Source organism: Streptomyces cucumeris (assembly GCF_024295805.1).
GTDB lineage: Bacteria > Actinomycetota > Actinomycetes > Streptomycetales > Streptomycetaceae > Streptomyces > Streptomyces cucumeris.
On the sequence record NZ_JANCLX010000002.1, the window covers coordinates 518067 to 539776 of the forward strand.

The following is a 21710-nucleotide window of genomic DNA, read 5'->3' on the forward strand; positions in this document are numbered from 1 at the left end:
TTCAAGGCGGTGTGCGAGCCGCACACGATGCAGCGCCGGGACAGTTGGACGGCACATACCGAAGGAGGCAGCACCGTGGCTGCGCAGACCTCGCCGACCGGACCGGGCCGGGCGACGCCCGAGGGGGCGAATCCCAAGCAGGCGAAGAAGGAAAGGATTCACTACCTCTATCTCGCCGTGATCGGCGCGGTGGCGCTCGGCATCGTGGTGGGCTTCGCGGCTCCCGACGTGGCGGTGGAGCTGAAGCCCATCGGCACCGGCTTCGTGAACCTGATCAAGATGCTGATCTCGCCGATCATCTTCTGCACGATCGTGCTGGGCATCGGCTCGGTGCGGAAGGCCGCGAAGGTCGGCGCGGTCGGCGGGCTCGCCCTCGGCTACTTCCTGCTGATGTCGACCGTCGCCCTGGCCATCGGGCTGGTCGTCGGGAACATACTCGAGCCCGGCAGCGGGCTGCATATGAGTCATGAGGCGGCCCAGGCCGGGCAGAGCCAGGCCGAGGGTGCCAGCGAGTCCACCGCGGACTTCCTGCTCGGCATCATCCCCACCACCCTCGTCTCCGCCTTCACCTCCGAGACGGTGCTCCAGACCCTCTTCGTGGCGCTGCTGGTCGGCTTCGCGCTCCAGGCCCTGGGCCGCACGGGCGAGCCGGTGCTGCGCGGTATCGGCCACATCCAGCAGCTGGTCTTCAAACTGCTGTCGATGGTGATGTGGGCGGCGCCGGTCGGCGCGTTCGGCGCCATCGCGGCGGTCGTCGGCGAGACCGGTCTCGACGCGCTCAAGGCACTCGCCGTCATCATGATCGGCTTCTATGTCACCTGCGCCCTGTTCGTGGTGGTCGTGCTCGGCACCCTGCTGCGGCTGGTCGCGGGGGTCAATCTGTTCCTGCTGCTGAAGTACCTGGCGCGGGAGTTCCTGCTGATCCTGTCGACCTCGTCGTCGGAGTCCGCGCTGCCGCTGCTGATCGCCAAGATGGAGCACGCGGGAGTCAGCCGCCCGGTCGTCGGCATCACCGTGCCCACCGGCTACTCCTTCAACCTGGACGGCACCGCGATCTATCTGACGATGGCCTCGCTGTTCATCGCCGAGGCGATGGGCGACCCGCTCTCGATCGGCCAGCAGATCTCGCTGCTGGTGTTCATGATCGTGGCGTCGAAGGGTGCCGCCGGGGTCACCGGCGCGGGCATGGCGACCCTGGCCGGCGGCCTCCAGTCGCACCGCCCGGAACTGGTCGACGGGGTCGGCCTGATCGTCGGTATCGACCGCTTCATGAGCGAGGCCCGCGCGCTGACCAACTTCGCGGGCAACGCGGTCGCCACCGTCCTCGTCGGCACCTGGACCAAGGAGATCGACAAGGAGCGGATGAACGAAGTCCTCTCCGGGCGGCTGCCGTTCGACGCCGAGGCGTTCGCCCAGGGCGGCGGCGGCCACGGCCCCGCGGACAGCGACTCCGGCGGCGGGGTGCCCGAGCAGCGCGGCGGTGACACGGCGAAGGAGCAGGTGCCCGCCTAGCGGCGCCCCGCTCCCGCCCCTTCCGTACGCCCCCGCGCGACCGCGGCCCCGCCCTCCTGAATCGGGGCGGGGCCGCTGCGCGGCAGGCTCGGCTAGACCGGCCGCAGCCAGACCGTGGCCAGCGGCGGCAGCACCGTGAGCACACTGGCGGGACGTCCGTGCCAGGGCGTGGCCTCCGCCTTCAGCGGCTCCGGGTTGGCCACCCCGCTGCCACCGAATCGCTCCTGATCGGTGTTGAGCACCTCGTACCACTCCGCCGTCCCGCCCGGCACCCCGATGCGGTACTCATGGCGGACGACGGGGGAGAAGTTGCTGACGGCCAGCAGCGGGGCGCCGTCGGCGTCGAACCGCAGGAACGCGAACACGTTGTCCTCGCGCGCGTCCCCCTCCACCCAGGAGAAGCCCTCCGGAACGGTGTCCCGCTGCCACAGCGGGGGCGTGGCCGCGTAGACCCGGTTCAGCTCGCGCACCAGGTCCCGTACGCCCCGGTGGTCGGCCTCGGCGGAGTACGAGGGGTCCAGCAGCCACCAGTCCGGGCCGTGGCCCTCCGACCACTCAGCCCCCTGGGCGAACTCCTGCCCCATGAAGAGCAGTTGCTTGCCCGGATGGGCCCACATGAAGCCCAGGTACGCACGGTGGTTGGCCCGCTGCTGCCACCAGTCGCCCGGCATCTTGGACACCAGCGCGCCCTTGCCGTGCACCACCTCGTCGTGCGAGATCGGCAGCACGTAGTTCTCGCTGTAGGCGTACACCATCGAGAAGGTCATCTCGTGGTGGTGGTATTTGCGGTGCACCGGCTCGTGTTCCACATAGCCCAGCGAGTCGTGCATCCAGCCCATGTTCCACTTCAGCCCGAACCCCAGACCGCCGAAACCACTGGCGCCCATGTGGTGGGTGGCGCGGGTGACCCCGTCCCAGGCGGTGGACTCCTCGGCGATGGTGACCACCCCGGGACAACGCCGGTAGACGGTGGCGTTCATCTCCTGGAGGAACGCCACGGCGTCCAGGTTCTCCCGGCCGCCGTGCGCGTTGGGCGCCCACTGGCCCGGCTCCCGGGAGTAGTCCAGGTAGAGCATCGAGGCCACGGCGTCCACCCGCAGCCCGTCGATATGGAACTCCTCGCACCAGTAGACCGCGTTGGCCACCAGGAAGTTGCGCACCTCGGTGCGGCCGTAGTCGAACTCCAGCGTGCCCCAGTCCGGGTGGGCGGCCCGCCGCGGATCGGCGGGCTCGTACAGCGGACGGCCGTCGAACTCCGCCAGTGCCCAGGCGTCCCGCGGGAAATGGGCGGGCACCCAGTCCACCAGCACCCCGATGCCCGCCTGGTGCAGGGCGTCCACCAGGTGCTTGAAGTCGTCCGGGGTGCCCAGCCGCGCGGTGGGCGCGTAGAAACCGGTGACCTGGTAGCCCCAGGAACCGCCGAACGGGTGCTCGGCCACCGGCATCAGTTCGACATGGGTGAAGCCCAGGTCCTTGACGTAGGCGGGGAGCTGCTGGGCCAGTTGGCGGTAGGTCAGCCCCGGCCGCCATGACGGCAGGTGCACCTCGTACACCGAGAACGGGGACTCGTGCACCCGTCCGCCCTGGCGCCGGGCCATCCAGATCTGGTCGCTCCACTGGTGGCGCGAGAGGTGCACCACCGAGGCCGTGGCGGGCGGGCACTCGGTACGCCGCGCCATCGGATCGGCGCGCACGGTGTGGCTGCCGTCGGGCCGGGTGATCTGGAACTTGTACAGCGCGCCCTCGCCGACCCCGGGCAGGAACAGCTCCCACACCCCGCTGCCGCCCAGCGAGCGCATCGGGAAGGCGGTGCCGTCCCAGTAGGTGAAGTCCCCGGTGACCCGCACCCCCAGCGCGTTGGGCGCCCAGACGGTGAATCGGGTCCCGGCCACCCCCTGGTGGGTCATCGGACGCGCGCCCAGCGCATGCCACAGCTCCTCGTGGCGGCCCTCGCCGATCAGATGCAGATCGAGTTCGCCGAGGGCGGGCAGGAAGCGGTAGGGGTCCTCCAGCTCCAGCTCGGTGCCCTCGTAGGCCACCAGCAGCCGGTAGTCGGGGATCTCCGTCAGCGGCAGCACACCGGCGAACAGCCCGTCGCCCTCGGAGCGCAGCCGCGCCCGCAGCCCGGTGGCGGTCACCGTCACCGAGCGGGCGTACGGGCGCAGCGCCCGGATCAGCACCCCGCCGCGCACCGGATGGGCGCCGAGCAGACCGTGCGGATCGTGGTGGGCGCCGCCGAGCAGCCGCCGCCGGTCGTCGTCGGAGAGGGCGGGCGCGGGCCGCACCCCGTGGTCGCCGTCGTCCCCCGGTACCGGATCGGGGCCGGGCGCGGGGCCGCTGACCGGGCGTCCGGTGACCGGCCGCGCCCCGGCCGCCGCGTCGCCCGTGCCGTCCGCCGGCTCCGTGCCGTCCCGGCGCACGGCGCGTGGGACGGGCGGGGAGCCGTAGGAGACACGGGACCCGGAGCGGTGCGGCCGGAAGGTCGGCGGGACCCCGGGGGCGGCGGGGTCCTGGCCCTCGCCGGGCTGGTGCGGACGGGACGGCGGACGTGCGGTCACGGGGTGGTCCTCCCGGAGGTGTCGGTGGCGAGGCGCCGGATCGCGGTCATGGGGACGGACAGCCAGTCGGGGCGGTGCCGGGCCTCGTAGAGGACTTCGTAGACGGCCTTGTCGGTCTCGTGGGCGCGCAGCAGCTCCGGTTCGTCGCGCGGATCGCTGCCGGACGCCTCGGCGTATCCCGCGCAGTAGGCGGCGCGGTTGCGCCCGGCCCACTCCTGGGGGTCGTCATGGCGGCCGACCGCGGCCGCGTAGTCGAAGGAGCGCAGCATCCCCGCGATATCGCGCACCGGGGGCTGCGGACGGCGGCGTTCGGCCAGCGGCCGGGACGGTTCGCCCTCGAAGTCGATCAGCGACCAGCGGCCGTCGCCCCCGCCGGGGGCCGCCGCGGTCAGCAGCGCCTGGCCGAGGTGCAGATCGCCGTGGATGCGCTGGGCCGACCAGGTGCGGCCCGCGCGGCCGAGCGCGGCGAGGTCCTCGTAGGCGTTGTGCAGTGCGGCGCGGTAGGGCTGGAGCGCGGGTACGGCGGCCGCGGCCGAGTCCAGCCGCTCGCTCATGGCGGCCGCCAGGTGCTCGATCTGACGGCGGCGCAGCACCGAGGTGGGCAGTGCGCGGGCCATCGCGAGGTGCACCTCGGCGGTGGCGTGGCCGAGTGCGCGGGCGGCCTCGGTGAAGTCGCCCCGTACGGCCAGGGCGTCCAGCGCCAGCCGCCAGCCGTCGGCGGAGCCCGCCAGATACGGCTGGAGCACCCCGAGGGTGAACGGCTCCGGCCGCGGCCCGGCGCCGTCGGCGGGCGGCGCGGCCTCGAACCAGGCGGCGGGCGCGGGGACCCGGGTGCAGTCGGTGCGGGCCAGGGCCAGCGGAAGTTCCAGGTCGGGATTGGTGCCGGGGCTGACCCGCCGGAAGAGTTTGAGAATAAACGTATCGCCATAGACCACCGAGGAATTGGACTGCTCGGCGGTCATCAGCCGCGGGGCGAGGACGGAGGGAATGGCGGTGGCCGGTTCCCGGACGAAGCGCAGCGGACCCAGCCGGCCGGGCACCCGCAGCCGCTCCAGCAGCAGTGCGGCGAGGCGGGGATCGCAGAGCGCCTCGTACAGGGTGCGTCCGTCCAGCGGTCCGCCGTCCGGGCGTCCCACCAGCGCCGGGGCCAGCGGTGGCGGCAGCGCCGAACGCACCCCCAGCAGGATCTGGTAGCAGTCGCTGGCCGTCGCGCCGCGCCGGTGGCCGCAGCCGTAGCCGTGCCGGTGGCCGGGTGGCTCCGGCTGCTGGGCGCGGATCAGCAGATGGAGCAGTCCGGGGGTGGCGCCGCCCGCCGCGCAGGGCAGTAACTCGGTGGCGGACACGAGGGCGAAACCGGTGACCGGGCGCCCCTTGCCCGCGAACCAGCGCTGCCGGGGGAGCCACTCGGAGAGCAGCGGGGCGAGTGAGGCGAGCAGCCCGCCCCCGTCCGCCGCCGCGGTGGTGCCCGCGGTGGCGGACGGGGGGTGGGCCCGCGGTACTGCGGTCGGCGGGTGGTGTGCCCCCCGGGAGAACGGAGCTTCCGGCATGGCGTCGCGTCCTTTCCCCGGGCACACGACAGATCAGGGCAAAGTGTCCCGGATTGCGGCATTGACTGTGCGACGGTGCGGGACGTGTCGGGCGAGGATCGTCCGTACGGTACGTACGGGGTGCGCGATCGGCTCCGCCTGTGGCGGTCCTATGTGGCGGTCCTAGGACAGAGTGCCCATGACGGGGTGTCGAAAACGCCCGTACGCGCCCTGGGGGGACGCGTACGGGCGTGGGTGCCGCGTTCGGTGGCCGAAACCCGATGGGGGTCCGGCGGGTGGGCTCAGTCGGCCCGGTGCACCGCGGAGCTCTCGTTGCGCCGCAGCCGGAACCAGTAGAAGCCGTGTCCGGCCAGGGTCAGCAGATACGGCAGCTCACCGATGGCCGGGAAGCGGACCCCGCCGATCAGCTCAACGGGATGGCGTCCGGCGAAGGACTGCAGGTCCAGCTCGGTGGGCTGGGCGAAGCGCGAGAAGTTGTTCACGCACAGCACCAGGTCGTCCTCGCCGTCCCGGGCGGCGGGCGTCTCGCGCAGGAAGGCGAGCACGGCCGGGTTGGAGGAGGGCAGCTCGGTGTAGGTGCCCAGGCCGAAGGCGGGGTTCTGCTTACGGATCTCGATCATCCGGCGGGTCCAGTGGAGCAGTGAGGAGGGGCTGCTCATGGACGCTTCCACATTGGTGACCTGGTAGCCGTAGACCGGGTCCATGATGGTCGGCAGGAACAGCCGCCCCGGGTCGCAGGAGGAGAACCCCGCGTTGCGGTCGGGGGTCCACTGCATGGGGGTGCGGACGGCGTCGCGGTCGCCGAGCCAGATGTTGTCGCCCATGCCGATCTCATCGCCGTAGTAGAGGATCGGCGACCCGGGCAGGGACAGCAGCAGTGCGGTGAACAGCTCGATCTGGTTGCGGTCGTTGTCCAGCAGCGGGGCCAGTCGCCGCCGGATGCCGATGTTGGCGCGCATCCGCGGATCCTTGGCGTACTCCGCGTACATGTAGTCGCGCTCTTCGTCGGTGACCATCTCGAGCGTCAGCTCGTCGTGGTTGCGCAGGAAGATGCCCCACTGACAGCCGGACGGGATGGCCGGGGTCTTGGCGAGGATCTCGGAGACCGGGTAGCGCGACTCACGGCGCACCGCCATGAAGATGCGCGGCATCACCGGGAAGTGGAAGGCCATATGGCACTCGTCGCCGCCCGCCGCGTAGTCGCCGAAGTAGTCGACGACGTCCTCCGGCCACTGATTGGCCTCGGCCAGCAGCACGGTGTCGGGGTAGTGGGCGTCGATCTCGGCCCGGACGCGCCGGAGCATCTCATGGGTCCGGGGCAGGTTCTCGCAGTCGGTGCCTTCCTCGGCATACAGATACGGGACGGCGTCGAGCCGGAATCCGTCGATACCGAGGTCCAGCCAGAAGCGCAGGGCGGCCAGTACTTCTTCCTGGACGGCCGGGTTCTCGAAGTTGAGGTCCGGCTGGTGCGAGAAGAAGCGGTGCCAGTAGTACTGCTTGCGTACCGGATCAAAGGTCCAGTTGGAGGTCTCGGTGTCGACGAAGATGATGCGGGCGTCCTGGTACTGCTTGTCGTCATCGGCCCAGACGTAGTAGTCGCCGTAGGGTCCGTCCGGGTCGCTGCGGGACTCCTGGAACCACGGATGCTGATCGCTGGTGTGGTTCATGACGAAGTCGATGATCACGCGCATCCCGCGCTGGTGCGCGGCGTCGACGAATTCGACGAAGTCGGCGAGGTCACCGAACTCCGGCAGCACGGCCGTGTAGTCCGACACGTCGTAGCCGCCGTCCCGCAGCGGCGAGGCGAAGAACGGCGGGAGCCAGAGGCAGTCCACGCCCAGCCACTGGAGGTAGTCCAGTTTGGCCGTGATTCCCTTGAGGTCCCCGACGCCGTCGCCGTTGCTGTCCTGGAAGGAGCGGACCAGGACCTCGTAGAAGACGGCGCGCTTGAACCAGTCGGGGTCACGGTCCTTGGCGGGCGTGTCCTCGAAGGTGTCCGGTACGGGCTCGTTGACGATCATGGTGTGGGTGACCCTCCGATCGGTGAGGACGGTCGCAGGGAGAAGATGTGCGCGGGAGCCGGCTCACGCCCCGGCTCCAGGCGCACATAGTTGTCCCTGCCCCAGTGATAGGTCTCGCCGGTGAGCTCGTCGCGCACCGGGACGGACTCGTGCCATTCCAGGCCGAGTTCCGGCATGTTCAACGAGACCGTCGCCTCCTGGGTGTGGTGGGGGTCCAGGTTGACGACGGTGAGTACGCACGAGTCGCCCGCGCGCTTGGAGTAGACGATGACGGAGTCGTTGTCGGCGTGGTGGAATCTGAGGTTGCGCAGCCGGCGCAGGGCCGGATGGCGGCGGCGCACCCGGTTCAGCCGGGTGATCAGCGGGGTGAGGGTGCGCCCCCCGCGCTCGGCGGCGGCCCAGTCGCGCGGCCGCAGTTCGTACTTCTCAGAGTCCAGGTACTCCTCGCTCCCGGCGCGCAGCGCGGTGTTCTCGCACAGCTCGAAGCCCGCGTAGACGCCCCAGGTGGGGGAGAGGGTGGCGGCCAGCACCGCGCGTGCGGCGAAGGCCGGACGGCCGCCTTCCTGGAGGTAGGCGTGCAGGATGTCGGGGGTGTTCACGAAGAGGTTGGGCCGCATCCAGGCGGCGGCGTCCCCGGACAGCCCGGTGAGGTACTCGGTGAGCTCCTGCTTGGTGTTGCGCCAGGTGAAGTAGGTGTACGACTGCTGGAAGCCGATCGCGCCGAGGGTGTTCATCATCGCCGGGCGGGTGAACGCCTCGGCGAGGAAGAGCACATCGGGGTCGGTGCGGTTGATGTCGCCGATCACCTTCTCCCAGAACACCACGGGCTTGGTGTGCGGATTGTCCACCCGGAAGATCCGCACCCCGTGGGACATCCAGAACCGCAGCACCCGCTCGGTCTCCCGGACGATCCCGGCGAAGTCCTGGTCGAAGGCGATCGGATAGATGTCCTGGTACTTCTTGGGCGGGTTCTCGGCGTGTGCCACGGTGCCGTCGGCGCGCTGATGGAACCACTCGGGGTGCTTGGCCACCCAGGGGTGGTCCGGTGAGCACTGGAGCGCGAAGTCCAGCGCCACCTCCATCCGCAGTTCCTGCGCCCGCGCCACGAAGTGGTCGAAGTCCTCCAGGGTGCCCAGGTCGGGGTGGACCGCGTCATGTCCGCCCTCGGCCGAGCCGATCGCCCAGGGCGAGCCCACGTCGTACGGGCCCGCGGAGAGCGTGTTGTTGGGGCCTTTGCGGAAGGCGGTGCCGATGGGGTGGACGGGTGGCAGATAGACCACGTCGAACCCGGCCGCGGCCACGGCGGGCAGCCGCTCGGCGGCGGTGCGCAGGGTGCCGCTGACGGGTCTGCGCCCCTCGGCCACCTTGGCCCCCTCCGAGCGCGGGAACAGCTCGTACCAGGAGCCGAACAGCGCGCGCTCCCGCTCGACCTGGAGCGGCATCGGACGCGAGGAGGTGACCAGCTCGCGCAGCGGATGGCGGTCCAGGGCATCGGTGACGTCGGGGGCGAGGGCGGCGGCCAGCCGGTCGGCCACCGGGCGCCGCTCGTCGCGCAGTCCGTCGACCGCGCCGAGCACCGCCTCCCGGCCGTCGTTCTTGGGCACTCCGGCGGCGGCCCGCTCATGCAGCGCGGCGCCCTCCGCCAGCACCAGATCGGTGTCGATCCCGGCCGGGATCTTGATCCCGGCGTGATGGCGCCAGGTGGCGACCGGGTCGCTCCACGCCTCGACCGTGTACGACCAGCGGCCGGGCGCACCGGGGGTGATCTCGGCACCCCAGCGGTCGCTGCCGGGGGCGAGTTCGCGCATCGGGGTCCACGGGCCGATGCGTCCGGCCGGATCGCGGAGGATGACATTGGCACTGACCGCGTCATGCCCCTCCCGGAACACGGTGGCGCTGACCTCGAAGGTCTCGTCCACCACCGCCTTGGCGGGGCGGCGGCCGCAGTCGATCAGCGGGCGGATGTCCAGGACGGGAATGCGACCGATCATAGGATCACCTGACGGCGTTGCGGGTGTATGTGCTTCGGCGGCTTTTGTCCTTTGTATCGGTTCTGTCGCCGGGCGACGGGTTGCGGGCATGACAGCTCCTGTCCGCGTTCACTCTGGTGGGCGGATGGGGTCGGCCATGGGGGCGCGCTGGGACAGCCTTCCCATACGGCGGCACCGGGCGACCTTCCGGGTTCCCGTGAACCACCGGTTCGTAACGCCGGGTACACGGACCGGCCCCGCGCGTGGCGGGGCCGTCCAGGCGGATGAGTACGCGGGTACGTCAGTTGGCCACCCTCAGTAGACGGTTCGGGGAGCCCGGTCCCGCGTTCCGGACGGCGCCCCTGGCCGCGGCGGCCGTCAGGGCGGCGCTCACCCGGGCCGGGGAGGCCGACCGGTGGGCGGCCAGGTACAGCGCGGCGGCACCCGCCGCATGCGGTGCGGCCATCGAGGTGCCGGACCGGGTGGCCGCCGCCGTATCGCTCTCGTTCGAGGCCGAGACGATCCGGTCGCCGGGCGCGAACAGGTCGACGGCGGGGCCCCAGTTGGAGAACGCCGGACGCCGGTCGAAGCGGTCGGTGGCCCCGACCGTGAGGGCCTCCCGCACCCGGCCGGGCGAGAAGGTCCCGGCGCCCAGACCCTCGTTGCCCGCCGCGACCGTGAAGGTGAGTCCGGAGGCGACCCCGGTCCGCACCGCGGCGTCCCACGCGGGCACCGGTGCCGGATCCGTCGTCCCCAGGCTCAGATTGACGACCGCGGGCCGCACCGCGTGCCGCAGCACCCAGTCGAGCCCGGCGAGCACCTGCGCGCTGGTGCCCCGGCCGCGGTCGTCCAGCACCCGGACGGCCACCACCTCGGCGCGCTTGGCCACGCCGAAGCGGGTGCCCGCCGCGGTGGCGGCCACATGGGTGCCGTGGCCGTTGCCGTCCTCGGCCACCGGATCGTCGTCGACGAAGTCCCAGCCGGAGCGGGCCCGGCCGCCGAAGTCCCGGTGGGAGGTGCGCACCCCGGAGTCGATGACGTAGACCGTGACACCGCGCCCGCCGTCCGCGGGCGCGGTGTACGCCCCGTCCAGGGTGCGTTCCGGGGATCCGTCCGGCAGAGGTGTTCCGGCGGCCGGCCGGTCGATCCGGTCCAGACCCCAGGACGGGGGAAAGGGGTGGGTGCGCGGGGTGTCGCCCGAGGGTCTGTGCGCGGTGGCGGCCGCGCGCAGCGACACCGCCGCGTCCGGGGTCACCGAGGCCACCGCCGGATCGGCCGCGAGCCGTCTCGCCTGTGCCGCGTCCGCGCGTATCGCGAAGCCGTCGAGCGCGGTGCGGTAGGTGCGGCGGATGCTCACCCCGTAGCGCTCCACGGTCTTCCGGGCCTGTCCGGAGGAGGCCGGCGGTGTCCCCGGCCCCCGTTTGAGCGCCACGATCCAACCGCCGTCCGCCGCCGTGTCCGGATGCGGCCCCCGGGCGGGGACGGCCGGGGCGGGCGGTGCCAGCGCCAGCACCGCCGCCGCGGCGGCGGCCAGCGCCCCCGCCGTCCGGCGGTGGCGCCCACGGGTGTGTGCCATGGGTCGAACCCCCTCCCCGAGTCACGTGGCGTCAGCGTCTCGTGACGGCAAAGATCCGGACAAGGGCGCACCCGGGGGCGGAATCGGCCATATCGACCGCGCGCGGAGTGCGGAGGGTTGCGGTGGTTACCGGCCTTTCCACGCGGTGGTCAGCGGGCCCCGCGCGGGTCGCGGGACGCATGCTCCGGCGCGCCGGACACGCCGTCGAGCCCCGCCGCCCCCGCGGCCCCGCTGACCAGCCCGGTCGCCAGCAGCCGCAGCCCCGCCTCGGCCGGGGAGCCCGGCTCCGCGCCGTACATCAGCAGAGCCTGGCCCCCGGAGTCCGGCAGCCGGGTCATCTCGAAGCCCAGCTCCAGCGGTCCGACCAGCGGATGGTGGAACGCCTTCGTACCGAAGGAGCAGCGGCGCACCGCATGGCGGGCCCACAGCGCCGCGAACACCTCGCTCTTCATGGTCAGCTCACCGATCAGCTCCGCCAGCCGCCGGTCGTCGGGGTGTTCGCCCGCCGCCACCCGCAGCGAGGAGACCGCCCTCCGTGCCTCCGCCTCCCAGTCCGGATACAGCTCTCGGGTGTGCGGATCGAGGAAGAGCATCCGCTGCGCGTTGGGCCGCTCCCGGGGACGGTCCGGCGCGTCCGCGGGCAGGTGTCCGGCGATCAGGGCGTGTCCCAGCGGGTTCCAGGCCAGCACCTCGAACCGGCGGTCCATGACCAGCGCGGGCACCCGGTCCATCGCGGCGAGCAGCTGACGGGTGGCGGGGCGGGCGCATTCCGCGCGCGGTGCGCGGGGGCGGCCGCCCCGCACCGGCCGGGCCAGATTGCGCAGATGGGCGTGTTCGTCGGGGGTCAGCCGCAGCGCCCGCGCGATGGCGTCCAGCACCCCGTCCGAGGCGCCGGTGGACTGCCCCTGTTCCAGCCGGGTGTAGTACGCCACGCTCACCCCCGCAAGCTGGGCCAGCTCCTCACGGCGCAGTCCGGGCACCCGGCGCCGGGTGCCGTACGCGACCAGCCCGACGTCCTCGGGGCGCAGCGCGGCGCGGCGGGTGCGGAGGAAGTCGCCCAGTTCGGCAGGTGTGTCCATGGGGACCAGTGTTCACCGTCGGGGCGCGCCGTGCCTGTCCCTGTCAGTGGCAGGCTGGGCGGCCCCGGAACGCCGTGGCCGGAAAGGCCGTTCCGATCCGCCACCGCGTCCCGGGGGCGGGCGAAAGCCCCAAAACGGGGACGCGTCGGCCGCTACCGTCGAAGGGTGAAGGCCATTCGTCGATTCAGCGTGCGTCCCGTCCTTCCGGAACCCCTACGACCCCTGCAGACCCTGGCGCACAATCTGCGCTGGTCCTGGCATCCCGAGACCCGCGATCTCTTCGAGGCGGTGGACCCCGGGTGCTGGCGGGCCGCGGGCGGCGACCCGGTGCGGCTGCTGTCCACCGTGCCCGTCGCCCGCCTCGCCGAGCTGGCCGGGGACCGCGGCTTCCTGCGCCGTCTGCGGGCGGCCGACGACGATCTGCGCGACTACCTCACCACACCCCGCTGGTACCAGGGCCGGTCCGGCGAGGACCCGGCGGCGCGTCCGCCCGCCGCCATCGCCTACTTCTCCCCGGAGTTCGGCATCACCGCCGCCCTCCCGCAGTACTCCGGCGGCCTCGGCATCCTCGCCGGGGATCACCTCAAGGCCGCCAGCGACCTCGGGGTGCCCCTGATCGGCGTCGGACTGCTCTACCGCCACGGCTACTTCCGCCAGTCCCTCTCCCGCGAGGGCTGGCAGCAGGAGCGCTACCCGGTGCTCGACCCCGACGAGCTGCCGCTGACCCCGCTGTGCGAACCGGACGGCCGTGCGGTGCGCGTCCGGCTCGCCCTCCCCGGCGGCCGGCCGCTGTACGCCCGGATCTGGCAGGCGCGCGTCGGCCGGGTGCCCCTGCTGCTCCTGGACTCCGACGTACCGGAGAACGGACACGGCGAGCGCGAGGTCACCGACCGGCTCTACGGCGGCGGCAGCGAACACCGGCTGCGCCAGGAGATGCTGCTGGGCATCGGCGGGGTCCGCGCGGTGCGCGCGTACTGCGGGCTGACCGGCCACCCGGAGCCCGAGGTGTTCCACACCAACGAGGGCCACGCCGGGTTCCAGGGCCTGGAGCGGATCGGTGAACTCATCGCCGACGGTGCCGGTTTCGAGGCCGCGCACGAGGCGGTGCGGGCGGGCACCGTCTTCACCACCCACACCCCCGTGCCCGCCGGGATCGACCGCTTCGACCGGGAGCTGGTCGCCCGCCACTTCGGCGACGACGGCGAACTCCCCGGGATCGCGGTCGAGCGGATCCTCGCCCTCGGCATGGAGACCTACCCCGGTGGCGAGCCGAACCTCTTCAACATGGCGGTGATGGGACTGCGGCTGGCCCAGCGCGCCAACGGGGTGTCCGTACTGCACGGGCGGGTCAGCCGGGAGATGTTCGCCGGGCTCTGGCCGGGCTTCGACCCCGAGGAGGTGCCCATCACCTCGGTCACCAACGGTGTGCACGCCCCCACCTGGACCGCCCCCGAGATCACCCGGCTCGGTGCCCGGCAGTTCGGCCACCTCTCCGACGGTGAACTGTGGCGGCTCCGCCGCACCCTGCGCGAACAGCTGGTGAACGAGGTCCGGCGGCGGCTGTACACGGCCTGGCGGCAGCGCGGCGCGGGCACCGCCGAACTCGGCTGGATCGACGGTGTCCTGGACCCGGACGTCCTCACCATCGGCTTCGCCCGCCGGGTCCCCTCCTACAAACGGCTCACCCTGATGCTGCGCGACCCCGACCGGCTGATGGAGCTGCTGCTCCACCCCGAGCGGCCGGTCCAGATCGTCGTCGCGGGCAAGGCCCATCCCGCCGACGACGGCGGCAAGCGGCTGATCCAGGAGCTGGTGCGGTTCGCCGACGACCCCCGGGTCCGCCACCGGCTGGTCTTCCTGCCCGACTACGGCATGGCGATGGCCCAGAAGCTCTACCCCGGCTGCGACGTCTGGCTCAACAACCCGCTGCGGCCGCTGGAGGCGTGCGGCACCAGCGGGATGAAGGCGGCGCTCAACGGCTGTCTCAACCTCTCCGTCCTGGACGGCTGGTGGGACGAGTGGTACGACCCCGACTTCGGCTGGGCCATCCCCACCGCCGACGGCGCCGCCACCGACGAGACCCGCCGGGACGACCTGGAGGCCGCCGCCCTCTACGAGCTGCTGGAGCAGCGGGTCGCCCCGCGCTACTACGACCGCGGTCCGGACGGCCTCCCCGCCCGCTGGATCGACATGGTCCGGCGCACCCTGACCACCCTCGCCCCCAAGGTGCCGGCGGGCCGGATGGTGCGTGAGTACACCGAGCGGCTCTACGATCCGGCCGCCCGTGCCCACCGCGTCCTGGACCCTGCCACCGCCGGTGAACTGGCCCGCTGGAAGGCCCGGGTACGGGACGCCTGGCCCGGTGTCGCCGTGGACCATGTGGAGGCCCGGCTCACCCCGCCCGCCCCCGCCGGCGCCGCCGAACTGGGCTCGGCGCTCTCCCTGCGGGTCCGGGTGCGCCTCGGCGGTCTGGAACCCGGTGATGTCGAGGTGCAGGCCGTCGCGGGACGGGTCGATGACACCGACCGGATCACCGACGGCACCCGGGTGCCGCTCAAGCCCACCGCGGGCCCGGACGCGGAGGGCCGCCGTCTCTACGAGGGCCCGCTCGCCCTGGACCGCACCGGTCCCTTCGGCTACACCGTCCGGGTGCTGCCCGCCCACCGGCTGCTCGCCGACCCCGCCGAACCGGGCCTGGTCGCGCTGCCTCCGGATACCACCGCGGAGGAGGCGGGTGTCCTGCTGCGCTGACACCGGCCACCGGGGCGCTTCCCGGCAACCGCGCCAACGTGCTGGGCGGGTCGGCCGGTTGGGGCTACGCTGGGGGGTGGACCACGGAGCAACGGGGGAGTTGCACCCCATGCCCGACGTCATGTGGTGCACGAAAATAGCCGGCCGCCAGGCCGGAACGCTCGGTCCCGCGGGGCGCAAGCCCCGTGCAGCACGTATGAGATCTTGGACGTCGGCAGGACCTCAGCTGACCACTGTGTGCGGTGGTCGGGCTGAGCCTGCCGGGCCACCAGTTCGATCACCCGAGAGAAGGGCTGAGAACTGGTGGAGTGGGACACCATCACCCTGCTTGTGCTCGCGGCCTTCGGGCTGGCCGGACTCGTGCTGACGCTGGCCGCGGAGACACTCTCCAAGGTGCCCGCGGTCATCGAGGCATGGCGCCGGGCCCGTACCGCGTGGCGCGGGGGAGACGACGGCTCCCGATGAGACCGGGACACGAGCGCGAGAGGTACCGGCCCCGGGAGCCGGGCGGACCGGGAACGGCCCGCCCGGCCGGAGTCATCCGGGGTCCGGATGACGTTCACACCGTGGCTCAGGTGACGTTCACGCCGCCCCAGGCCTTGTCGACCGTCTTGTACTCGGTGCTGCTCGCGCCGTACAGGGCCTTGGCCGCCTTGAGGGTGGCGGTGCGGGCCTTGGCGTAGTTGGTGGTCGACGTCATATACGTGGTGAGCGCCTTGTACCAGATCTTCTCGGCCTTGGCGCGCCCGATGCCCTTGACGGTGCGGCCGTCCTTGGTCGGGCTGTCGTAGGTCACCCCGCCGATCACCTTCCGCCCGCTGCCCTCGGCCAGCAGGAAGAAGAAGTGGTTGGCGATACCGGAGGTGAAGTGCGGGTCGTCGTCGCCGACGCCGCGCTTCCAGTAGTCGTAGGACAAGCCGTCCTTGCTCGGCTTGTCCATGTAGCGCAGCGGGGTGCCGTCGCCATTGATGTCGATCTTCTCGCCGATGAGGTAGTCACCGGGGTCCTTGGCGTTCTTGGCGTAGAACTCGACCGCCGTGCCGAAGATGTCGGAGGTGGCCTCGTTCAGCCCGCCGGACTCACCGCTGTACTCCAGGTTGGCGGTGGCGGAGGTCAGACCGTGGCTCATCTCGTGGCCCGCGACATCGAGCGAGGTGAGCGGGTTCTTGTCGTTCTCGCCGTCGCCGTAGGTCATGCAGAAGCACTCGTCGTCCCAGAACGCGTTGACATACGCGGTGCTGAAGTGGACGCGCGAGTAGGCGGCCTTGCCGTTGTTCCGGATGCCGTTGCGGTGCAGAACCTTCTTGTAGTAGTCCCACGTCATGGCGGCGCCGTAGTGGACGTCCACGGCGGCGGTCTGCGCGATGGTGGGCTTGCCGTTGCCCCAGACGTTGTTGGCGTCCCAGAACTTCGAGCCCTTGCCCTCTTCCTTGTGCTTGAGGTTGTACGTCATATGGCCACCGCGGGCGGTGTCCTTCAGCAGCCACTGGCTGCCGCTCTTGACGCTGCCGACGGTGACCTTGCCGTTGTGCTGGCCGGTACCGCTGCCGGTCTCGATGGCCTCGTAGGAGTAGAGCTCCTTGCCGGAGTCGGCGTCGGTGATGATGTGCTTCCGGCTCGGGGTGCCGTCCTTCTGCACACCGCTCACCACGGTCTCCCAGGCGAGCACCGGCTTGCCGGTGGCGGCCCAGATCACCTTGCGGGGCGCGCGCTCGGTGGTGGCCGCGGACCCGGCCGAGGACTTCGCGGCACGCAGCGCGGACCGCTGGGCACTCGAAGAGGCGATGGCGGCACGGGTGTCGGACACCGCGATCTTCGCGTCGGTGGCCTTGGTGACACCCTCGGAGGCACCGCTCGCGGACTCGTGGACGACCAGGTCGCCACCGAGGATGGGCAGTCCTGCGTAGGTGCGCTCATAGCGGGTGTGGAGGGTGCCGTCGGCGTCCTTGACCACGTCACGGACGACGAGCTTCTCCTTGCCGCCGAGGCCGAGCGACCTGGCGGTGGACGCCGTGGTGGCGCCCGCCTCGCGCAGCAGCTCGGCGCGGGCCGAGGCGGAGAGGGTCAGGGTCTGGGCGCCGGTGGTGCCGGACTTCGGGGTGGCCGCGTCCGCCGAACCGGTGGTGAACCCGGCGGCGAGGAGGGAGGCCGCCACGGTCGCCGCGCCCGCGGCGAGGGCGGTGCGGCGTCTGTGGCGTGACAAGCCGGATATGACAGACGTCGAGCGTGAGTCCACGCGCATCTCCTGTTGTCATGGGAAGTTGGAGGGCATAGCCGTCCAACACGGCAAAGATGTGTCTTTGCGGTGAAGAAAACATACCGGTGCCCGGGGCGATTGCCCCGGGCACCGGCTATGTGAGGGAGCGAACTCCGCTTGTTTTACTTGACGTTGACCCCGGCCCAGGCGGCGGCGACGGCCTTGGCCTCGGCACCGTCGGCGCCGAAGAGGTCGTTGGCGGCCTTCACGGTCGCCTCACGGGCGGCCTTGTAGTCCGTGGTGGAGGTCATGTACGTGGTGAGCGCCTTGTACCAGATCTTCTCGGCCTTGTCCCGGCCGATGCCCTCGACCTTGGAGCCGTCCGCGGTCGGGCTGTCGTACTTGACGCCGTTGATCTCCTTGGCGCCGCTGCCCTCGGACAGCAGGTAGAAGAAGTGGTTGGCGACACCCGAGGAGTAGTGCACGTCCTGGCCGCCGACATCGTCGGACCAGTTGTCCGCCGACTGACCGTCCTTGCTCGGCTTGTCCATGTAGCGCAGCGGGGTGCCGTCGCCATTGATGTTGATCTCTTCGCCGATGTTGTAGTCGCCGACGTCCTCCTTGTTCTTGGCGGAGAACTCGACCGAGGTGCCGAAGATGTCGGAGGTGGCCTCGTTCAGGCCGCCGGACTCACCGGTGTACTCCAGACCGGCGGTCTTGGAGGTGACACCGTGGGACATCTCGTGCGCCGCGACGTCGAGGGCGGTCAGCGGGGCCTTGTTGCCCTCACCGTCGCCGTACGTCATGCAGAAGCACTCGTCGTCCCAGAAGGCGTTGACGTAGCTGTCGCCGTAGTGGACCCGGGAGTACGCGCCCTTGCCGTCATCGGCGATGCCGTTCCGGCCGTGCACGTTCTTGTAGTAGTCCCAGGTGACACCGGCACCGTACTGGGCGTCGACGGCCGCGGTCTGCGGGTCGTCACCCTTGCCGTTGCCCCACTTGTCGTCCTCGTCGGTGAACGCCTTGCCCTCGCCGTCCTCCTTGTTCTCGAGGTTGGTGGTCTTGTGGCCACCGCGGTCGGCGTCGGTCAGGGTGAAGCCGCTGCCCTCCTTGGAGGTGCCCAGCTCGACCGAACCGGAGTACTGGCTCTCACCGCTGCCGGTCTTGATGCCCTGGAACTCGAAGAGCTTCTTGCCGGTGGCGGCGTCGGTGATCACGTGGAGCTGGTTGGGCGTGCCGTCCTTCTGCACACCGCCGACCACGGTCTCGTAGGCCAGCACCGACTTGCCGTCGGCGGCCCAGACCACCTTGCGCGGGGTCTCGGCGACGGCCTTCTTGGTGCCGTCGGCCTTGGCCAGCTTGACCGCGGTCTTGGCGGCGCCGGTCGGGGCGACCGAGGCGGTGGTGGCGACCTTGATGGTGGCCTTGCTCGCCTTGGTGACGCTTCTGGCGTCGCCGCCCTTCTTGCCCTTGGCCTCGTGGACGATCAGGTCGCCGCCGAGGACGGGCAGACCGGCGTAGGTGCGGTCGTACCGGGTGTGGACGGTGCCGTCCTTGTCCTTGATGACATCCTTGACGACCAGCTTCTCCTTGGCACCCAGGCCAAGGGACTTCGCGGTGTCCGCCTTGGTGGCGTTGGCGTCGCGCATCAGCTCGGCGCGGACCGACGCGGTCATCTTGGCGGGCGTTGCTCCGGCGCGGACGTCGTCCCCGGCGGGGGCGGCGCCGGCGGAGCCGGTGGTCATTCCGGTGGCCAGCAGGGCCGCCGCGGCGACCGCAGCGCCGGCGGCGATGACCGAGCGGCGCTTTCCGCCGCGGGATATGGGCGTGGTGAACGTCTTGCTCACGCGAAACTCCTCATTGCTGTGGGGGGGTCAGCGCCGGGCAGCGGGGAAGTGCGGCCCGGTGCTGAACAAGAGGTGCAGGTGCGTAATGCCTCGGCAGACTGTCACATAAGTCGAGGACATGTCACGGGTTTGGCGACAGGTCGGCCGGAAAATGTTCGTTGAATGTTGATCATTCTCCGGATAACGGATTCAACGGGGCAGGCCGCGGCCCCCGTCCACGGTGCGCGACGGGGGCGCGAAAAGGCGCATGGGGGCTTGTTACGGCCAAGTAGCGCTGCTCCGGCGGGAGTCGGTGGTGTGGAGGGGGCGCATACGCATGGAGGCGCCGCCAGGGGGAGTCGGGTCACCCCTGGCGGCGCCTGCTGTGTGGGAAGGGTCACACCCTCATCGGGCGCGGTTCAGCTGAACCGTGGTCAGAAGGTGAGCTTCCAGCTGTTGATGTAGCCGGAGTCCTGCGCATACACGTCCTGCACCTTGAGCTTCCAGGTCCCGGACGCGGCCTCGGACGAGGCGTCGACCGTGTAGGTGGTCTTCACGTCGGCCGCCGAGTCGAAGATGCTGGAGTTCTTCAGCCGGTAGGCGGTGCCGTCCGGGGCGACCAGGTCGACCACCAGGTCACCGCGGTAGCTGTGGACGATGTCCACGGCCACCTTGAGGGCGGAGGACGCGTTGCCGGAGCGGCTGACCGTGATGGGCGAGGTGACGGCCGCGCCCGCATCGGGGACGGCCACGTCCGTGGTGTTCTCGAAGACGCTGCCGCCACCACTGGTGTTGACGGTCCAGGTGAAGGACGCCGTACCGGTCTTGCCCTGGGCGTCGGTCACCGTGACCTTCACCGCGCTGGAGCCGGTGGCGGTCGGGGTACCGGAGATCAGACCGGAGGAGGAGTTGATCGACAGCCCGGCGGGCAGCCCGGTGGCGGCGTAGGTCAGCGCGCCCGCGTTGGAGCTGGTGGCCTTGATCTGCAGGCTGACCGGCTGGTTCACGATGCTGGTCTGGTCGCCGGGGCCGGTGACGGAGACGCCGTCGGCGATCCGGGTGCCCACGTTGACGCCGGCCCAGGCGTTGGCCACCGCGGTGTACTGCGCGCTGCTCTGGCCGAACAGCTCGCCCGCCGCCCACAGGGTGGCGTCACGCGCGCCCGCGTAGTTGGTGTTGGAGGTCATGCGCTGGCTCAGCGCCTTGAACCAGATCTTCTCGGCGTTCGCCCGGCCGATTCCGGTCACCGGGACGTTGTCGTAGGTGGGGCTGTCGTACTTGACGCCGTTGATCTCCTTGGCGCCACTGCCCTCGGAGAGCAGGTAGAAGAAGTGGTTGGCGATACCGGACGAGTAGTGCACGTCCACGTTGCCGACCCCGGAGTACCAGCTGTCCTTGGACGAGCCGTCCTTGCTCGGCTTGTCCATGTAGCGCAGCGGGGTGCCGTCGCCGTTGATGTCGATCTTCTCGCCGACCAGGTAGTCGCCCGGGTCCTTGGTGTTGTTGGCGTAGAACTCGACCGCGGCGGCGAAGATGTCGGACGTGCCCTCGTTGAGGCCGCCGGACTCACCGCTGTAGACCAGCTTGGCGGTGGCCGCGGTGACGCCGTGCGTCATCTCGTGGGCCGCCACGTCGATGGAGGTGAGCGGCTTGGCACTGCCCTGGCCGTCGCCGTAGGTCATGCAGAAGCAGGAGTCCTGCCAGAAGGCGTTGACGTACCCGGTGCTGTAGTGGACCCGGGAGTACGCGCCGACGCCGTCGCCCCGGATACCCGAACGCCCGTGGACGTTCTTGTAGTAGTCCCAGGTCTCGGCGGCGCCGTAGTGGGCGTCCACACCGGCGGTCGCGGCGTCGGAGGTGGTGCCGTTGCCCCAGACGTCGTCCGTGTCGGTGAAGAGCGTGCCGGTGCCCGACGTACCCCGGTTGAGGTTGTACGTCTTGTGGCCGCCGCGGCCGCTGTCGGTCATGTTGTACGAACCGGAGCTGCCCGAGGTCCCTATGGTGACCTGGCCGCTGTACTGGCTGTTGCCGGTGCCGTTCATGACGGCCTGGTACTGGTAGAGCTTCTTGCCGGTGGTGGCGTCGGTGATGACGTGGAGCTCGTTGGGGGTGCCGTCCTCCTGGAGGCCCCCGACCACGGTCTCGTACGCCAGCACCGGGGTGCCGTTCGCCGCCCAGATCACCTTGCGCGGGGCGCGGTCGGCCTCGGTCTTCTTCGAACCCTGCGCGTTCGCCGCCTTGACGGCGGCCTTCTCCGCGGTGGCGGCCTTGACGGTGGCGCTCGTGCTGGCCACCTTGACCCGGGCCTTGGTGGACTTGGCCACCGCCTGCACCGTGCCGCTCTTCGCCCGGTCGATGACCAGGTCGCCGCCGAGCACCGGAAGTCCGGCGTAGGTGCGCTCGTAGCGGGTGTGGGTGGTCCCGTCGACGTCCTTGATGACGTCCCGGACGACCAGCTTCTCCTTGGCGCCCAGGCCCAGGGTCCGGCTGGTGGTGCCGGTGGCGGCCTGGGCCTCACGCAGCAGCGCCGCGCGCTGGGCGGGGGAGAGCTTGACCGGCATGGCGCCCGGGTCCGCCTTGGCGGACATCGTCCCGGCGGCGGGCGCGGAGCCCGATCCGTCCGGGCGGGCGGACGCGGTGCCGGCCTGCACACTGACGGCGATCATCGCGGTG

12 protein-coding genes are annotated in these 21710 nt (G+C 71.2%); 3 read left to right on the forward strand and 9 right to left on the reverse strand.

Features of this window, described 5'->3' with window-relative positions; all coding sequences use genetic code 11:
- The first annotated feature begins 27 nt into the window (after positions 1-27).
- On the forward strand, positions 28-1512 hold the full coding sequence (locus tag NMK44_RS05285) for a cation:dicarboxylate symporter family transporter (protein WP_254738767.1): 1485 nt from the start codon (positions 28-30) through the stop codon (positions 1510-1512).
- Positions 1513-1604: 92 nt separating this feature from the next.
- Here NMK44_RS05285 and glgB read toward each other — a convergent pair whose 3' ends face one another.
- From glgB to NMK44_RS05315, 6 genes are all read right to left on the reverse strand, one after another.
- Positions 1605-3797 carry a 1,4-alpha-glucan branching enzyme gene (glgB, locus tag NMK44_RS05290; RefSeq protein ID WP_254738769.1) on the reverse strand — a complete coding sequence of 731 codons (2193 nt, stop codon included), beginning with the start codon at positions 3795-3797 and terminating at the stop codon, positions 1605-1607.
- A 269-nt stretch (positions 3798-4066) separates the two neighbouring features.
- Positions 4067-5617, reverse strand: a complete 1551-nt coding sequence (locus tag NMK44_RS05295; RefSeq protein WP_254738675.1) for a maltokinase N-terminal cap-like domain-containing protein — start codon at positions 5615-5617, stop codon at positions 4067-4069.
- 281 nt (positions 5618-5898) lie between these two features.
- Entirely contained in the window at positions 5899-7638 is a 1740-nt protein-coding gene (gene treS, locus NMK44_RS05300) for a maltose alpha-D-glucosyltransferase (protein WP_254738677.1), read from the reverse strand.
- Positions 7635-9629, reverse strand: coding sequence for an alpha-1,4-glucan--maltose-1-phosphate maltosyltransferase (locus tag NMK44_RS05305; protein WP_254738679.1), 1995 nt, complete (start codon positions 9627-9629; stop codon positions 7635-7637). The genes treS and NMK44_RS05305 overlap by 4 nt, the downstream gene beginning before the upstream one ends.
- A 280-nt stretch (positions 9630-9909) precedes the next feature.
- Entirely contained in the window at positions 9910-11184 is a 1275-nt protein-coding gene (locus tag NMK44_RS05310; protein WP_254738681.1) for a S8 family peptidase, read from the reverse strand.
- Positions 11185-11333: 149 nt separating this feature from the next.
- Positions 11334-12263 (reverse strand): helix-turn-helix domain-containing protein, encoded by a 930-nt coding sequence (locus NMK44_RS05315; RefSeq protein ID WP_254738683.1) that lies wholly within the window; start codon positions 12261-12263, stop codon positions 11334-11336.
- A 165-nt stretch (positions 12264-12428) separates the two neighbouring features.
- On the opposite strand from NMK44_RS05315, the gene glgP reads away from it, so the two are divergent.
- Together glgP and NMK44_RS05325 are read left to right on the forward strand one after the other, a co-directional pair.
- The gene (gene glgP, locus NMK44_RS05320) at positions 12429-15014 is read left to right on the forward strand and encodes an alpha-glucan family phosphorylase (protein ID WP_254738685.1); all 2586 of its coding nucleotides are present in this window, start codon (positions 12429-12431) and stop codon (positions 15012-15014) included.
- A gap of 303 nt (positions 15015-15317) precedes the next feature.
- Positions 15318-15479 (forward strand): hypothetical protein, encoded by a 162-nt coding sequence (locus tag NMK44_RS05325; RefSeq protein ID WP_254738687.1) that lies wholly within the window; start codon positions 15318-15320, stop codon positions 15477-15479.
- A gap of 106 nt (positions 15480-15585) precedes the next feature.
- Here NMK44_RS05325 and NMK44_RS05330 read toward each other — a convergent pair whose 3' ends face one another.
- From NMK44_RS05330 to NMK44_RS05340, 3 genes are all read right to left on the reverse strand, one after another.
- The gene (locus NMK44_RS05330; RefSeq protein ID WP_254738689.1) at positions 15586-17256 is read right to left on the reverse strand and encodes a M4 family metallopeptidase; all 1671 of its coding nucleotides are present in this window, start codon (positions 17254-17256) and stop codon (positions 15586-15588) included.
- 137 nt (positions 17257-17393) lie between these two features.
- Positions 17394-19058, reverse strand: a complete 1665-nt coding sequence (locus NMK44_RS05335; RefSeq protein ID WP_489660288.1) for a M4 family metallopeptidase — start codon at positions 19056-19058, stop codon at positions 17394-17396.
- A 413-nt stretch (positions 19059-19471) separates the two neighbouring features.
- Complete coding sequence (locus tag NMK44_RS05340; RefSeq protein ID WP_254738773.1) at positions 19472-21703, reverse strand: M4 family metallopeptidase; 2232 nt, start codon at positions 21701-21703, stop codon at positions 19472-19474.
- Positions 21704-21710 lie beyond the last annotated feature (7 nt).

Coding starts and splice junctions, on each gene's coding strand:
- NMK44_RS05285 (WP_254738767.1), top strand. CDS start 28: ATGCAGCGCCGGGACAGTTGGACGGCACATACCGAAGGAGGCAGCACC.
- NMK44_RS05305 (WP_254738679.1), bottom strand. CDS start 9,629: ATGATCGGTCGCATTCCCGTCCTGGACATCCGCCCGCTGATCGACTGC.
- NMK44_RS05295 (WP_254738675.1), bottom strand. CDS start 5,617: ATGCCGGAAGCTCCGTTCTCCCGGGGGGCACACCACCCGCCGACCGCA.
- NMK44_RS05315 (WP_254738683.1), bottom strand. CDS start 12,263: ATGGACACACCTGCCGAACTGGGCGACTTCCTCCGCACCCGCCGCGCC.
- NMK44_RS05310 (WP_254738681.1), bottom strand. CDS start 11,184: ATGGCACACACCCGTGGGCGCCACCGCCGGACGGCGGGGGCGCTGGCC.
- NMK44_RS05340 (WP_254738773.1), bottom strand. CDS start 21,703: ATGATCGCCGTCAGTGTGCAGGCCGGCACCGCGTCCGCCCGCCCGGAC.
- treS (WP_254738677.1), bottom strand. CDS start 7,638: ATGATCGTCAACGAGCCCGTACCGGACACCTTCGAGGACACGCCCGCC.
- NMK44_RS05330 (WP_254738689.1), bottom strand. CDS start 17,256: ATGCGCGTGGACTCACGCTCGACGTCTGTCATATCCGGCTTGTCACGC.